The 15,650-nt window shown below is 41.8% G+C and carries 19 protein-coding genes; 17 read left to right on the top strand and 2 right to left on the bottom strand.

All coding sequences use genetic code 11. The features are described from left to right. A partial coding sequence (locus HMPREF1048_RS07855) for an Rpn family recombination-promoting nuclease/putative transposase (protein ID WP_000218316.1) occupies positions 1-635 on the bottom strand: 635 nt, incomplete at its 3' end. Between the two features lie 147 nt (positions 636-782). On the opposite strand from HMPREF1048_RS07855, the gene polA reads away from it, so the two are divergent. Next, positions 783-3,416, top strand: coding sequence for a DNA polymerase I (gene polA / locus HMPREF1048_RS07850; protein WP_025171929.1), 2,634 nt, complete (start codon positions 783-785; stop codon positions 3,414-3,416). Positions 3,417-3,500: 84 nt separating this feature from the next. Next, positions 3,501-3,938, top strand: a complete 438-nt coding sequence (locus HMPREF1048_RS07845; RefSeq protein ID WP_000076489.1) for a CoA-binding protein — start codon at positions 3,501-3,503, stop codon at positions 3,936-3,938. A 226-nt stretch (positions 3,939-4,164) separates the two neighbouring features. Here the strand turns inward: HMPREF1048_RS07845 and HMPREF1048_RS07835 are convergent, their stop codons facing one another. Next, complete coding sequence (locus HMPREF1048_RS07835) at positions 4,165-5,175, bottom strand: YeiH family protein (protein ID WP_000009137.1); 1,011 nt, start codon at positions 5,173-5,175, stop codon at positions 4,165-4,167. A 148-nt stretch (positions 5,176-5,323) separates the two neighbouring features. Here HMPREF1048_RS07835 and HMPREF1048_RS07830 point away from each other — a divergent pair, with 148 nt between their 5' ends. The 15 genes from HMPREF1048_RS07830 (at position 5,324) to HMPREF1048_RS13645 (ending at position 15,610) form a co-directional block, all read left to right on the top strand. Then, positions 5,324-6,493: a pyridoxal phosphate-dependent aminotransferase gene (locus HMPREF1048_RS07830; protein WP_000366349.1), complete on the top strand. Its 1,170-nt coding sequence runs from the start codon at positions 5,324-5,326 to the stop codon at positions 6,491-6,493. Next, complete coding sequence (gene recO / locus HMPREF1048_RS07825) at positions 6,490-7,260, top strand: DNA repair protein RecO (RefSeq protein ID WP_000616131.1); 771 nt, start codon at positions 6,490-6,492, stop codon at positions 7,258-7,260. Before HMPREF1048_RS07830 ends, recO begins: the two co-directional genes overlap by 4 nt. Further along, on the top strand, positions 7,257-8,249 hold the full coding sequence (plsX, locus tag HMPREF1048_RS07820) for a phosphate acyltransferase PlsX (protein ID WP_000717440.1): 993 nt from the start codon (positions 7,257-7,259) through the stop codon (positions 8,247-8,249). The genes recO and plsX overlap by 4 nt, the downstream gene beginning before the upstream one ends. 5 nt (positions 8,250-8,254) lie before the next feature. Beyond that, positions 8,255-8,491, top strand: a complete 237-nt coding sequence (locus HMPREF1048_RS07815) for an acyl carrier protein (RefSeq protein ID WP_000136444.1) — start codon at positions 8,255-8,257, stop codon at positions 8,489-8,491. A gap of 478 nt (positions 8,492-8,969) precedes the next feature. Further along, entirely contained in the window at positions 8,970-9,098 is a 129-nt protein-coding gene (locus tag HMPREF1048_RS07810) for a smi_0059.1 family bacteriocin-like peptide (RefSeq protein WP_000658219.1), read from the top strand. An 11-nt stretch (positions 9,099-9,109) separates the two neighbouring features. Then, complete coding sequence (locus HMPREF1048_RS0102400; RefSeq protein ID WP_001004583.1) at positions 9,110-9,265, top strand: hypothetical protein; 156 nt, start codon at positions 9,110-9,112, stop codon at positions 9,263-9,265. A 33-nt stretch (positions 9,266-9,298) separates the two neighbouring features. Beyond that, complete coding sequence (locus HMPREF1048_RS07805; RefSeq protein WP_000180831.1) at positions 9,299-9,493, top strand: class IIb bacteriocin, lactobin A/cerein 7B family; 195 nt, start codon at positions 9,299-9,301, stop codon at positions 9,491-9,493. Between the two features lie 27 nt (positions 9,494-9,520). Continuing rightward, a complete protein-coding gene (locus HMPREF1048_RS0102395; RefSeq protein ID WP_000478866.1) occupies positions 9,521-9,721 on the top strand; it encodes a hypothetical protein in 201 nt (66 codons plus the stop codon). An 8-nt stretch (positions 9,722-9,729) separates the two neighbouring features. Continuing rightward, on the top strand, positions 9,730-9,897 hold the full coding sequence (locus tag HMPREF1048_RS07800; RefSeq protein WP_001047583.1) for a class IIb bacteriocin, lactobin A/cerein 7B family: 168 nt from the start codon (positions 9,730-9,732) through the stop codon (positions 9,895-9,897). A gap of 3 nt (positions 9,898-9,900) precedes the next feature. Continuing rightward, entirely contained in the window at positions 9,901-10,116 is a 216-nt protein-coding gene (locus HMPREF1048_RS13475) for a bacteriocin immunity protein (protein ID WP_077804538.1), read from the top strand. Between the two features lie 80 nt (positions 10,117-10,196). Then, a complete protein-coding gene (locus tag HMPREF1048_RS13470; protein WP_000846990.1) occupies positions 10,197-10,376 on the top strand; it encodes a hypothetical protein in 180 nt (59 codons plus the stop codon). 696 nt (positions 10,377-11,072) lie between these two features. Continuing rightward, positions 11,073-13,226: a peptide cleavage/export ABC transporter ComA gene (comA, locus tag HMPREF1048_RS07790; RefSeq protein ID WP_000668320.1), complete on the top strand. Its 2,154-nt coding sequence runs from the start codon at positions 11,073-11,075 to the stop codon at positions 13,224-13,226. A 12-nt stretch (positions 13,227-13,238) separates the two neighbouring features. Next, positions 13,239-14,588, top strand: a complete 1,350-nt coding sequence (comB, locus tag HMPREF1048_RS07785; RefSeq protein WP_000801587.1) for a competence pheromone export protein ComB — start codon at positions 13,239-13,241, stop codon at positions 14,586-14,588. Between the two features lie 169 nt (positions 14,589-14,757). After that, positions 14,758-15,465: a phosphoribosylaminoimidazolesuccinocarboxamide synthase gene (purC, locus tag HMPREF1048_RS07780; RefSeq protein ID WP_000043273.1), complete on the top strand. Its 708-nt coding sequence runs from the start codon at positions 14,758-14,760 to the stop codon at positions 15,463-15,465. Position 15,466: 1 nt separating this feature from the next. Further along, positions 15,467-15,610, top strand: a complete 144-nt coding sequence (locus HMPREF1048_RS13645; protein ID WP_079211609.1) for a phosphoribosylaminoimidazolesuccinocarboxamide synthase — start codon at positions 15,467-15,469, stop codon at positions 15,608-15,610. Positions 15,611-15,650 lie beyond the last annotated feature (40 nt).

Raw genomic sequence — 15,650 nt, 5'->3', positions numbered from 1 at the left:
TCTGCCTGGCTGATAGCTCGCTCGGGTTCTTGAGTAAAGGGCTTATTCCCGAAAAACTCCAACCACGGTTTACGAACCTCGTCTTTGCTGGTTTCTCTGTATTTTTTTAGTTCCAAGAACGCCATCTTGACTAGATGATGTTCCTGTCCATTATTTGTGATAGTTAAGACTTCACCTGTCGTGTCCTCTCGCATACTAAAGCTATGGAAAGCTTGATCATCTTGGAAGTAGTTACTATCTACAATTGCGATAGCGTATACTGGTGCGATGTGTTTGTAACTTTGATGAGTATTGCCCTCTTGCTGGCGAATTTTTTCTAGGTTTTGATTGACCTGACTACATAGATAAGCCCACAAACGATTAATGAAAAAATTCTGATGATGGACTTGTATTTCGATGATAACTTGTGTGCCGTTGTCCAACTCCGCCAAGACATCTATGCTAGTATAGAAATCCTGGGCCGAGTACGGCATGGGAGGCAAGATATGAATATTGCTTCCCTCCAAAATGGTCACATTTTTTGCGGGCAAGTCTAGCATATCGCGGATAAATTGACAAGTGATCTCTGGATTGCTAAAGATTTTCTTAGCAACCAAGTCATTGGTTGGGCTAATGCCCGGATGACGCACAGTCATATTTCTTCTCCTTTCATTATAGCACATTTTTAAATCTAGGTTTACTAGATTCTCTGGCTCTATCTATTTATTCGGAAAAAGTATGAAAAATGCTTGGTCTGGCTCTTTCCAATGGTATTTTTTGGTGCTTTCCTTTATAATGGGTGTATGGATAAGAAAAAATTATTATTGATTGATGGGTCTTCTGTTGCTTTTCGGGCGTTTTTTGCCCTCTATCAACAGTTGGACCGTTTTAAGAATGCGGCTGGTTTGCATACCAATGCGATTTATGGTTTTCAGTTGATGTTGAGTCATTTGTTGGAACGAGTTGAGCCGAGTCATATTTTGGTGGCTTTTGATGCGGGAAAGACGACCTTCCGTACAGAGATGTATGCGGACTATAAGGGTGGTCGGGCTAAGACTCCGGATGAGTTTCGTGAGCAATTTCCCTTTATTCGTGAGTTGCTGGATCATATGGGGATTCGTCACTATGAGTTGGCTCAGTATGAGGCGGATGACATCATTGGGACACTGGATAAGCTAGCAGAGCAGGATGGTTTTGATATTACCATTGTCAGTGGGGACAAGGATTTGATTCAGCTGACGGATGAGCATACGGTGGTTGAAATTTCCAAGAAAGGTGTGGCTGAGTTTGAGGCCTTTACGCCAGAATATCTTATGGAAAAGATGGGCATTACACCGGCTCAGTTTATCGATCTCAAGGCGCTCATGGGTGATAAGTCGGATAATATCCCTGGGGTGACCAAAATCGGTGAAAAGACGGGTATCAAGCTCTTGCTGGAGCATGGTTCACTTGAGAGAATTTATGAGAATATCGATGGGATGAAGGCTTCTAAGATGAAGGAAAATCTCATCAATGATAAGGAACAGGCCTTTTTGTCTAAAACACTGGCGACCATTGATACCAAGGCACCGATTGAGATTGGTTTGGAGGATTTGGTCTATAGTGGTCCAGATGTGGAAAATCTCGGGAAATTCTACGATGAGATGGGCTTCAAACAGCTCAAACAGGCTTTAAATGTGTCGTCAGCTGATGTTGCTGAGAGCTTGGATTTTACTATTGTTGACCAAATCAGTCAAGATATGCTGAGTGAAGAATCTATCTTCCACTTTGAACTCTTTGGAGAGAATTACCATACGGATGATTTGGTTGGTTTTTCTTGGTCTTGTGGAGATAAGCTCTATGCCACAGACAAACTTGAACTTTTGCAAGAGCCGATTTTCAAGGACTTTTTAGAAAAAACACCTCTGAGAGTTTATGACTTTAAGAAGGCTAAAGTTCTCTTGCATCGTTTTGGTGTGGATTTGCAGGTTCCTGCTTTTGATAGCCGATTGGCTAAATACCTCCTTTCGACTGTGGAGGACAATGAAATTGCGACTATCGCTAGTCTTTATGGTCAGACTTATTTGGTTGATGATGAGACTTTCTATGGTAAGGGGGTCAAAAAGGCCCTTCCTGAACGCGAGAAATTCTTGGAACACTTAGCTCGTAAGCTTGCTGTTTTGGTCGAAACAGAGCCTATTTTGCTTGAAAAACTCAGCGAAAATGGGCAATTAGAGCTTCTTTATGATATGGAGCAACCTCTGGCTTTTGTCCTTGCTAAGATGGAAATTGCTGGGATTAGGGTCAAGAAAGAGACCTTGCTTGAGATGCAGGCTGAAAATGAGCTTGTCATTGAAAAGCTGACTCAGGAGATTTATGAACTGGCTGGTGAGGAGTTTAATATCAACTCGCCTAAGCAGTTGGGCGTACTTCTCTTTGAAAAATTGGGGTTACCTTTAGAATACACTAAGAAAACCAAAACTGGATACTCGACTGCGGTGGATATCTTGGAACGCTTGGCTCCTATTGCGCCAATTGTTAAGAAAATCCTCGATTACCGTCAGATTGCCAAGATTCAATCGACTTATGTGATTGGCTTGCAGGACTGGATTTTGGCTGATGGCAAGATTCATACTCGCTATGTGCAGGATTTGACCCAAACTGGGCGTTTGTCTAGTGTGGATCCAAACTTGCAAAATATTCCTGTGCGTTTGGAGCAGGGGCGTCTCATTCGGAAGGCTTTTGTGCCTGAGTGGGAGGATAGTGTCCTGCTTAGTTCGGACTATTCACAGATTGAATTGCGTATTTTGGCGCATATTTCTAAGGATGAACACTTGATCAAGGCCTTCCAAGAGGGGGCAGATATCCATACTTCGACAGCCATGCGGGTCTTTGGCATTGAGCGTCCTGAGGATGTGACTGCAAACGACCGTCGCAATGCCAAGGCCGTTAACTTTGGAGTGGTTTACGGGATTTCAGACTTTGGTTTGTCTAATAATTTGGGCATTAGCCGTAAGGAAGCTAAAGCCTATATTGATACCTACTTTGAACGCTTCCCAGGTATTAAAAACTACATGGATGAAGTAGTGCGTGAGGCGCGTGATAAGGGCTATGTAGAGACCCTCTTCAAGCGTCGTCGTGAGTTGCCAGATATCAATTCGCGTAACTTCAACATTCGTGGTTTTGCGGAGCGAACTGCTATCAACTCACCTATCCAGGGTTCGGCAGCAGATATTCTCAAGATTGCCATGATCCAGCTGGATAAAGCCTTGGTTGCAGGTGGTTATCAGACTAAGATGCTTCTGCAAGTGCACGATGAAATCGTCCTTGAAGTGCCTAAATCTGAATTGGCAGAGATGAAAAAATTGGTCAAACAAACCATGGAAGAAGCCATTCAACTCAGTGTTCCCCTCATCGCAGATGAAAATGAAGGGGCAACCTGGTACGAGGCTAAATAAAAAGGGGGCTAGTCCTCCTTTTTTGTAGTAGAATTCTGCAAGCCTTTTCAAATTGTGCTATACTGAAGAAAAAGGAGGATTTCTATGAGTCAAGAATTTATCAATCCAAGTGATGGTGTGATTCGTCAGTATCTCGCAACGAGTAAAACCCTTGCTGTAGTGGGGTTATCAGACCGTGAAGAAACAACTAGCAATCGAGTGACCAAGGAAATGCAGGCTCGGGGTTATAAAATCATCCCAGTCAATCCCAAGGTAGCAGGTGGTGAAATATTGGGTGAAAAGGCTTATGCTAGTCTCGCTGAGATTCCTTTTCCTGTAGATATTGTCAATGTTTACCGTCGCAGTGAGTTTTTGCCAGATGTGGCGCGTGATTTTCTTAAGGCTGATGCCAAGATTTTTTGGGCACAGTTAGGACTTGAAAGTCTAGAAGCAGAAGAAATCTTGCGTGCTGGTGTATGTGATGATATCGTGATGAATCGTTGCATCAAGAGAGAACATACACGCTTGATTGAGGAAGCATAAGAAAAAGGTAGCTGATGGGCTACCTTTTGTGTTATACTCAATGAAAATCAAAGAGCAAACTAGGAAACTAGCGCAGGTTGCTCAAAACACAGTTTTGAGGTTGCAGATAGAACTGACGAAGTCAGCTCAAAACACAGTTTTGAGGTTGTAGATAAGACTGACGAAGTCAGTCACATATATACGGCAAGGCGACGTTGACGTGGTTTGAAGAGATTTTCGAAGAGTATTAGAAAATGCCGATAAGGGTCTGCATACCAAGACTAGTGAGGATGATGGCAATCCAGCAGATGGCTCCGAGAACAATGGATTTTCCACTGGATTTGACCATAGCGACCAGATTAGTTTTGAGTCCGATAGCACTCATGGCCATGATAATGAGGAATTTGGAGAGTTGTTTGAGAGGGGTAAAGAAACTACTGGACACACCAAGAGAGGTCAGTAGGGTGGTTAGGAGAGATGCAAGGATAAAGTAAAGGATAAAAAGTGGGAAGACTTTTTTCAGTTGCAAACCTAGCTTATTTTTTTGCTCGCGACTTTGCCAGTAGGAGAGAAAGAGAGTGATGGGGATGATAGCTAGGGTGCGCGTGAGTTTGACAATGGTTGCGGATTCGAGGGTATTAGTCTGGTAGAGACTGTCCCAGGCGCTGGCGGTAGCCGTTACAGAGGAAGTATCATTGACCGCAGTTCCTGCAAAGAGGGCGAAGCCTTCATTGGATAGATGAAGCCAGGTACCTAGCGTTGGAAAGACGAGCGCAGCCAAGACATTGAAGAAAAAGATAACGGAGATAGCTTGGGCTACTTCCTTTTCCTTGGCATGGATAACGGGCGCTGTCGCTGCAATGGCAGAGCCCCCACAGATCGAAGACCCTACTCCAATCAAGGTAGCCAGTTTTGTATCCAGTGCAAAGAAGCGCTGGAAGAGGTAGGCAACAATCAAGGCTATTGAAATGGTGGACAGGATGACAGGGAGTGAAGATTGTCCGACTGCGAAGACTTGCGAGATATTGAGACCAAAACCAAGCAAGATAACGGCATACTGGAGCAATTTTTTGGAACTAAAGGTCAATCCAGCATCCAGTTGTTTATAAGGCGAGAGAAAGGGATGGAGAAGCATGCCTATGAAAATGGCAAAAACGGGCGCGCCAATCACAGGGAAGAATCCTCCTAAGTACCAAGATAGGATGGAAATGAGAAGGCAGGCCAAGATGCCTGCTCCATTTTTTGATAGAAATGACATAAAAACCTCCAAATAGAATCTGTTACCATTATAGACCTGTAAAGAGGAAAAGTAAAATAGAAAGTGGAAAGCTATTCTATCATGTATTTTTGCGGTCGGGGGGCTTTTGTAGTATAATAGAGATACGTTTTTACAGTAGGAGGTATCTATGGACTTAACTAAGCGCTTTAATAAACAGTTAGATAAGATTCAAGTTTCGTTGATTCGTCAGTTTGACCAGGCTATTTCGGAGATTCCTGGGGTCTTGCGTTTGACCTTGGGGGAACCTGATTTTACAACGCCAGACCATGTCAAGGAGGCGGCCAAGCGAGCGATTGACCAGAACCAATCCTACTATACAGGGATGAGTGGTCTGCTGACCTTACGTCAGGCGGCCAGTGATTTTGTTAAGGAAAAGTATCAACTGGACTATGCTCCTGAAAATGAAATCTTGGTTACAATTGGGGCGACAGAGGCCTTATCTGCTACTTTGACAGCTATTTTGGAAGAGGGAGACAAGGTACTCTTGCCAGCTCCTGCTTATCCAGGTTATGAACCAATTGTCAATCTAGTTGGGGCAGAGATTGTCGAGATTGACACAACTGAAAATGGGTTTGTCTTGACACCAGAAATGCTAGAGAAAGCTATTCTCGAGCAGGGTGATAAGCTCAAGGCGGTTATTCTCAACTATCCAGCTAATCCGACAGGAATTACCTATAGTCGAGAGCAGTTGGAAGCCTTGGCAGACGTTTTACGCAAGTACGAAATTTTCGTTGTCTGTGATGAGGTCTACTCAGAATTGACCTACACAGGCGAAGCCCATGTGTCTCTGGGAACCATGTTGAGAGATCAGGCTATTATTATCAATGGTTTGTCTAAATCGCATGCCATGACAGGTTGGCGTTTGGGGCTGATTTTCGCTCCTGCAGCCTTTACAGCTCAGTTGATTAAGAGTCACCAGTACTTGGTCACTGCTGCAAATACCATGGCTCAACACGCTGCGGTGGAAGCCTTGACGGCTGGTAAAAACGATGCGGAACCTATGAAGAAGGAATACATCCAGCGTCGGGATTATATTATCGAGAAAATGATTGCTCTTGGTTTTGAGATTATCAAACCAGACGGTGCCTTCTATATCTTTGCTAAGATTCCAGCGGGCTACAACCAAGACTCCTTTGCCTTTCTCAAGGATTTTGCTCAGAAGAAGGCCGTTGCCTTTATCCCTGGTGCTGCCTTTGGGCGTTATGGTGAAGGCTATGTTCGCCTATCTTATGCAGCCAGCATGGAGACTATCAAAGAAGCCATGAAACGACTTGAGGAGTATATGAGAGAAGCATGATTCAGTCTATCACGAGTCAAGGCTTGGTGCTCTACAATCGCAACTTTCGTGAGGATGATAAGCTAGTCAAAATCTTTACAGAGCAGGCTGGTAAACGCATGTTTTTCGTCAAACATGCTGGTCAGTCCAAACTAGCTCCTGTTATTCAGCCCTTGGTGCTGGCACGATTTCTCTTGCGAATCAATGATGACGGGCTCAGCTACATCGAGGACTATCATGAGGTCATGACCTTTCCCAAGATTAATAGTGATCTCTTTGTCATGGCTTATGCGACCTACGTGGCAGCTCTTGCCGATGCTAGTTTGCAGGACAATCAGCAGGATGCCCCCTTGTTTGCTTTTTTGCAAAAGACTTTGGAGTTGATGGAAGCGGGTTTGGATTATCAGGTTTTGACCAATATTTTTGAAATCCAAATCTTGACTCGATTTGGGATCAGCCTCAATTTTAATGAGTGTGTCTTCTGCCATCGGATCGGTCAGGCTTTTGATTTTTCTTTCAAATATGGCGCTTGCCTCTGTCCAGATCATTATCATGAGGATGAGAGACGTTGCCATCTCAATCCCAATATCCCTTATCTGCTCAATCAGTTTCAAGCCATTGATTTTGAGACTTTGGAGACCATTTCGCTCAAGCCTGAAATCAAGCAAGAGCTACGCCAATTTATGGATCAACTCTACGAAGAGTACGTTGGGATTCACCTAAAATCAAAGAAATTTATTGATTCCCTAGCAGACTGGGGACAATTACTAAAAGAGGAAAAGAAATGAAAAAAATCGCAGTAGATGCCATGGGAGGCGATTATGCACCCCAAGCCATCGTTGAGGGAGTCAATCAAGCCCTGGCTGACTTTTCAGATATCGAGGTTCAACTCTATGGAGATGAAGCTAAAATCAAGCAATATCTGACAGCGACAGAGCGCGTCAGCATTATCCATACGGATGAGAAGATTGATTCAGACGATGAACCTACGAGAGCTATTCGGAAGAAGAAAAATGCTAGTATGGTCTTGGCGGCCAAGGCTGTCAAAGAAGGTGAAGCAGACGCTGTCCTATCGGCTGGGAATACAGGTGCTTTACTAGCAGCAGGATTTTTCATCGTGGGTCGTATCAAGAACATCGATCGTCCTGGGCTTATGTCGACTTTGCCGACTGTAGATGGGAAGGGGTTTGACATGCTGGACCTCGGTGCCAATGCGGAAAATACAGCCCAGCACCTCCATCAATATGCGGTTCTAGGTTCCTTCTATGCTAAAAATGTTCGTGGTATTGCGCAACCACGCGTTGGCTTGCTCAACAATGGAACAGAGAGTAGTAAGGGCGACCCGCTTCGTAAGGAAACCTATGAATTACTGGTGGCTGATGAAAGTTTAAACTTTATCGGAAATGTGGAAGCACGTGATTTGATGAATGGCGTTGCGGATGTTGTTGTGGCAGATGGTTTCACGGGAAACGCTGTGCTCAAATCCATCGAAGGGACAGCCATGGGAATCATGGGCTTGCTCAAGATAGCTATTACAGGTGGTGGTCTCCGAGCGAAACTAGGCGCCCTCCTTCTCAAGGACAGCCTTAGAGGTTTGAAAAAACAGCTCAATTATTCAGATGTTGGTGGAGCAGTCTTGTTTGGTGTCAAGGCACCTGTTGTCAAGACTCATGGCTCAAGCGATGCCAAGGCTGTTTATAGTACAATCCGCCAGATTCGTACCATGCTAGAAACAGACGTAGTTGCCCAGACTGCGCGTGAATTTTCAGGAGAATAAAAGAGATGACAGAAAAAGAAATTTTTGACCGTATTGTGACCATTATCCAAGAGCGACAGGGAGAGGACTTTGTCGTGACAGAATCCTTGAGTCTGAAAGACGATTTGGATGCGGACTCAGTTGACTTGATGGAGTTTATCTTGACACTGGAAGATGAATTTAATATCGAAATCAGCGATGAGGAAATTGACCAACTCCAAAGTGTAGGAGATGTGGTAGAAGTCGTCAAAAGTAAAGAATAGCAAGAAGCAACATGCAAGTCGTGTTGCTTTTTTATTGTCAGGGAAAATAAAAAATTTAGAACTTTTAGTGGGAATTACGAATAGATAGGTAAGGAAGAAAAAGAGGAGTATTTATGTATGTGACTGGTTTTTATCCGTGGTTTATTAAGTTATTTTTTAAATAAAATTTAATTTCGTTGTACATTTTCGAATAGATAAGTAAGAGGAAAAGGAAGGAGTTTGGTTTATGTATCTACCAATTTTCTATCCATGGTTTACTAAATTATTTTTCAAATAAAATTTAAATAGTTGTACATTTTCGAAAATTTTTTTCGAATAGATAAGTAAGAGGAAAAAGAAAGGAGCCTAGTTCATGTATCTACCAATTTTTTATCCGTGGTTTACTAAATTATTTTTCAAATAAAATTTAATTTAGTTGTACATTTTCGAATTGTTTTTCGAATAAATAAGTGAGAAGAAAAAAGAAAGGAATAAAATAATGAAAGAACATTACTATGGATTTGTTGAGCTAACGTCGGAAGAATTGACCGATATTCAAGGTGGAGAAAATTGGGCGAAGACCCTTGCAGATTGGTACATTGGATTTCGTAGAGGTTTAGGTTTTTAGGAGGATAAGCGATGAATGAAATGAATGATAAGTATACTATTGAAGTATTAAAGGAAAGCGACTTAGCTTTGCTGGTGGGTGGTAGCAAGGAAAGTTATCAACGGGGTCTAATTACAGGTCTATTGATACGCGGTGTATTTATTGGAACCCCATTTTTTAGAAGATAAGATTTAGAAAAAATAGAACAATAGGAGAAAAAGATGACAAATTTTGACAAAATGGAGCAGAACTTTGTAGCTCTTACAGAAGAAGAGTTGGTGAATGTAGATGGGGGAGCATTACCTCTTGTAGTCGCTGGAGTATCTATTTGGAAGATAGGTGCAGCAGTAGCAGGTGGAGCAGCAGCGCTTTTTGCTGGAGGAGCAGCTTTGGGGTATTATGCGAATAGACCATAATCTGATTGTAGTCAGAGAGGCATTTCTATGTTTTTAAAAAAAGAAGTGATATTATTAGGGGTATTGTTATCGCTACGTATTATTTTTACTATCGTTCAAATTTTAATTGATTATAAAATATTATCTGGACAGTATAGTGTAAATTTTATGGATATTTCAGAAGTATTTACTTATCCAATACTCATTTTACTCATTTACATAGCAATAAAATATAATACAAAGGAGTAATGACGAATATGAACTTAGAACAATTTTATCAATTATCTGACGATGAATTAGTGGGAACAAAAGGTGGTTTTGGTCTTGCGGAAGCAGTTGGGATTGCAGGAGTACTGAATGCTGCTGTACAAATTTTTAATGCTGGTTACAAATTTGGTTCAGATTTGGCTCGTCGTGGGCGTTAGATAATGAATAATCGCAACCTTAATCTCAATACATTGTTACCTAAATTAGCCACGATATGTCCTTTGTTGGGAATAGCTCTTAATGTCGCGCTTCATGTGATTCGTACAGGTTCGTTAGTATCCTTTAATTGGCAATGGACTTTAGTTGGTTTGCTTTTCGCAGGATATTTTGGTATTTTTCGCAAAGATTTGTCAAAAAATAATCAAAACTATAAATGAAGAACATGAATCAAAAGGATTTTGTGTATATGAATGGTAGCGTTTTTCCGCCATTCTTGTCAGGTAAATAGGAGCTTTCTATGAAAACATTTTTATTAGGTTTTGCTGAGGGTTATTTTACCATATCTCTCATAATCTACATCGCAACGTATTTGATTTTGAAAAATCCAATCAATACCCTATTTTATCCAGAAATTTACCCCGTTTTATTTGGGCTCTTTTATCTAGGATATAAGGTCAATAAAAAGCGAGTAGAGTAAACAGTTAAGAATGACTTGTTAGTCTGCGCTGAAAATAGCTAGGCTAGAATCTAAGAATGCATCACATCGGAGTTTAATATGAAATTCGTTAAATCAATACTGAAAGTTTGGCCTGAAATCATGGTATTACTTAGTTCAATGTCTTATATCATCATCAGATTAGTAGCTGATATGAATAAAGTATCTTTACCTACTTGCTTTGATAGTTTCAATATACCAACGATTGCATTATTTATGATGGTCTTCATTCTTTTATACAGAAGTAAAGAAAAAAAGAATGGGTAAATTTGAGGTAGTATACGCTCTACAGGGAATAGATGTCTTATAGTAACGAATCAAAAAAAGGAGTAACTATGAATCGTAACTTAGAACGGTGTTATCTATTCTGACCATGAATAGATTATACCAGAGGTGGCTTAGGAATAGCAGGGACATTAGTAATTGAAGTAATAAATAGGATGTCGTAAGTGTTACTATCAATGATTTATTTGTTCCAGGCTTGCCTAGGGTGACAGTAAAAAATCAATTTCCTTTCATACCATATTTTTAGTAGGTAGGACGTTTGTTCTGCTTATTTTTTATCCAAAAAGTACAGTTGGGAGGTAGATAGGAGCATTTGGGAAGGAAGTCCAGTTTTTGTTTGAGGATTGGGGTAAGATAGTTATTATAAGATGAGTTTAGGAAAAGGAGATGAATATGAAATTTGGGAAACGTCACTATCGTCCGCAGGTGGATCAGATGGACTGCGGTGTAGCTTCATTAGCCATGGTTTTTGGCTACTATGGTAGCTATTATTCTTTGGCTCACTTGCGAGAATTGGCCAAGACGACCATGGATGGGACAACGGCCTTGGGCTTGGTCAAGGTGGCAGAGGAGATTGGCTTTGAGACGCGAGCAATTAAGGCGGATATGACGCTTTTTGACTTGCCAGATTTGACTTTTCCTTTTGTTGCCCATGTTCTTAAGGAAGGAAAATTGCTCCACTACTATGTGGTGACTGGGCAGGATAAGGATAGCATTCATATTGCCGACCCAGATCCTGGGGTGAAATTGACCAAACTGCCACGTGAGCGTTTTGCGGAAGAATGGACAGGAGTGACTCTGTTTATGGCCCCTAGTCCAGACTACAAGCCTCATAAGGATCAAAAGAATGGTCTGCTCTCTTTTATCCCTATATTAGTGAAGCAGCGTGGCTTGATTGCTAATATCGTTTTGGCGACGCTCTTGGTAACCGTGATTAATATTGTGGGTTCTTATTATCTACAGTCTATCATTGATACCTATGTGCCAGATCAAATGCGTTCGACACTGGGGATTATTTCTATTGGGCTGGTCATTGTCTATATTCTCCAGCAGATCTTGTCTTACGCTCAGGAGTATCTCTTACTTGTTTTGGGGCAACGCTTATCGATTGATGTGATTTTGTCCTATATCAAGCATGTTTTTCACCTGCCTATGTCCTTTTTTGCGACACGTCGTACAGGGGAAATCGTGTCTCGTTTTACAGATGCTAACAGTATTATCGATGCGCTGGCTTCGACTATTCTTTCGATTTTCCTAGATGTGTCAACGGTTGTCATTATTTCTCTTGTTTTATTTTCACAAAATACCAATCTCTTTTTCATGACCTTATTGGCGCTTCCTATCTACACAGTGATTATCTTTGCTTTTATGAAGCCGTTTGAAAAGATGAATCGGGATACCATGGAAGCCAATGCGGTTCTGTCTTCTTCTATCATTGAGGACATCAATGGTATTGAGACTATCAAGTCCTTGACCAGTGAGAGTCAGCGTTACCAAAAAATTGACAAGGAATTTGTGGATTATCTGAAAAAATCCTTTACCTATAGTCGGGCAGAGAGTCAGCAAAAGGCTCTGAAAAAGGTTGCCCATCTCTTGCTCAATGTCGGGATTCTCTGGATGGGAGCTGTTCTGGTTATGGATGGCAAGATGAGTTTGGGGCAGTTGATTACCTATAATACCTTGCTTGTTTACTTTACAAACCCTTTGGAAAATATCATCAATCTGCAAACCAAGCTTCAGACAGCGCAGGTTGCTAATAACCGTCTGAATGAGGTTTATCTGGTAACTTCTGAGTTTGAGGAGAAGAAAACAGTTGAGGATTTGAGCTTGATGAAGGGAGAGATGACTTTCAAGCAGGTTTCCTATAAGTATGGCTATGGTCGAGATGTCTTATCAGATATCAATTTGACTATTCCGCAGGGTTCTAAGGTGACTTTTGTGGGGATTTCAGGGTCAGGTAAGACGACATTGGCCAAGATGATGGTTAATTTTTACGACCCAAGTCAGGGAGAGATTAGTCTGGGTGGTGTCAATCTCAATCAGATTGATAAAAAAGTCCTGCGTCAGTATATCAACTATCTGCCTCAACAGCCTTATGTCTTTAACGGAACGATTTTGGAGAATCTTCTCCTTGGAGCCAAGGAAGGGACGACTCAAGAGGATATCTTACGGGCGGTCGAATTGGCAGAGATTCGGGAGGACATTGAGCGTATGCCACTGAATTACCAGACAGAATTGACTTCGGATGGGGCAGGAATTTCAGGTGGTCAACGTCAGAGAATTGCTTTGGCGCGTGCTCTCTTGACAGATGCGCCGGTCTTGATTTTGGATGAGGCGACCAGCAGTCTGGATATCTTGACAGAGAAGCGAATTGTCGATAATCTCATGGCTTTAGACAAGACCTTGATTTTCATCGCCCACCGCTTGACCATTGCTGAGCGGACAGAGAAGGTGGTTGTTTTGGATCAGGGCAAGATTGTTGAAGAAGGAAAGCATGCTGATTTGCTTGCACAGGGTGGATTTTATGCCCATTTGGTGAATAGCTAGAAAGAGGAGAAGATGAAACCAGAATTTTTAGAAAGTGCGGAGTTTTATAATCGTCGTTACCATAATTTTTCCAGTCGGGTGATTGTCCCCATGTTCCTTCTGCTCGTGTTTTTGCTTGGCTTTGCAATATTTGCAGAGAAGGAGCTGAGTTTGTCTACTAGAGCTACTGTCGAGCCTAGTCGTATCCTTGCAAATATCCAGTCAACTAGCAACAATCGTATTCTTGTCAATCATTTGGAAGAAAATAAGCTGGTTAAAAAGGGAGAACTGTTGGTTCAATATCAAGAAGGGGCAGAGGGTGTCCAAGCGGAGGCCTATGCTGGTCAGTTGGACATGCTTAAGGATCAAAAAAAGCAATTGGAGTATTTGCAAAAAAGTCTGCAAGAAGGGGAGAATCACTTTCCAGAGGAGGATAAGTTTGGCTATCAAGCCACCTTTCGCGACTACATCAGTCAAGCAGGCAGTCTTAGGGCTAGTACATCGCAACAAAATGAGACCATCGCATCCCAGAATGCAGCAGCTAGCCAAACCCAAGTCGAAATCGGCAACCTCATCAGTCAAACAGAGGCTAAAATTCGCGATTACCAGACAGCTAAGTCAGCTATTGAAACAGGTGCTTCCTTGGCCAGTCAGAATCTAGCCTACTCTCTCTACCAGTCCTATAAGTCTCAGGGCGAGGAAAATCCGCAATCTAAGGCCCAGGCTGTTGCTCAGGTAGAAGCACAGCTCTCTCAGTTAGAATCCAGTCTTGCTACTTACCGTGTTCAGTATGCAGGTTCAGGTACCCAGCAAGCCTATGCGTCAGGCTTAGGCAGTCAATTGGAGTCTCTCAAATCACAACACTTGGCTAAGGTTGGTCAAGAATTGACCCTTTTAGACCAGAAAATCTTGGAGGCAGAGTCAGGCAAGAAGGTTCAGGGAAATCTTTTAGATAAGGGGAAAATTACGGCGAGTGAGGATGGGGTGCTTCATCTTAATCCTGAGACCAGTGATTCTACTATGGTAGCAGAAGGTGCCTTACTAGCCCAACTTTATCCGTCCTTGGAAAAAGAAGGAAAAGCCAAACTAACAGCTTATCTTAGTTCAAAAGATGTAGCAAGAGTCAAGGTCGGTGATTCTGTTCGCTATACTACGACTCATGATGCCAAGAATCAGCTTTTCCTAGATTCTACTATTACAAGTATTGATGCGACAGCTACCAAGACTGAAAAAGGGAATTTCTTTAAAATTGAGGCGGAGACTAATCTAACTTCGGAGCAGGCTGAAAAACTTCGGTACGGGGTGGAAGGTCGCCTGCAGATGATTACGGGCAAGAAAAGTTACCTACGTTATTATTTAGATCAATTTTTGAACAAAGAGTAATGTTCGTGTTTTTAGAGTTAAATGATTTTAAAACTGTGAGAAAGATCTTTCTTGCAGTTTTTTCTTTACTATTTTCGAGGACAATATTATATTTATTCGTTTAAATTCTTGTATTTTTAGTTTTTTTGTGGTAGAATGTGCTCAAGTAATACGAAAGGCGAACTTTAAAATGTCAAAACAATTGATCTATTCGGGAAAAGCTAAAGATATCTATACAACTGAGGATGAAAATCTTATTATTTCAATTTACAAGGACCAGGCGACTGCTTTCAATGGTGTCAAGAAGGAGCAGATTGCGGGCAAGGGAGTATTGAATAATCAGATTTCATCTTTTATTTTTGAGAAATTAAATGCGGCTGGTGTGGCGACTCACTTTGTGGAGAAACTTTCAGACACGGAACAACTCAATAAAAAGGTTGAGATTATTCCTTTGGAAGTCGTGCTCCGCAACTATACAGCTGGTTCTTTTTCAAAACGTTTTGGTGTGGATGAGGGAATCGCCTTGGAGACTCCGATTGTTGAATTTTACTACAAAAATGATGATTTGGATGATCCATTCATCAATGATGAGCATGTGAAATTCCTACAGATTGCGGATGAGCAGCAGATTGCCTACTTGAAGGAAGAAACGCGTCGTATCAATGAACTTTTGAAGGTCTGGTTTGCTGAGATTGGCCTTAAGTTGATTGACTTTAAGCTAGAGTTCGGTTTTGGAAAGGATGGCAAGATTATCTTGGCAGATGAATTTTCACCAGATAACTGCCGTTTGTGGGATGCGGATGGCAACCACATGGATAAGGATGTTTTCCGTAGGGGACTAGGTGAATTAACCGATGTTTATGAAGTTGTTTGGGAGAAGCTGCAAGGTTTGAAATAATCTGTTTGCAACGGAAAACCTTCGTCTCTCAACTAAAAGGACTCAGGCTGAAAAGGTCCCCCAGACCTTTTCACTCCGTAGAGGATTGGGAGAACTAACAGACGTTTACGAGATTGTTTGGGAAAAGTTGCAGGAATTGAAATAATCTATTTGCAAGACTCTCAAGGTCATTTGGAAACATTGCA

Source organism: Streptococcus mitis SK575, assembly GCF_000257865.1.
Taxonomy (GTDB): domain Bacteria; phylum Bacillota; class Bacilli; order Lactobacillales; family Streptococcaceae; genus Streptococcus; species Streptococcus mitis_CQ.
Note: the sequence above shows the minus strand (reverse complement) of the source record. Positions and strands in the feature narration are given on the sequence as shown.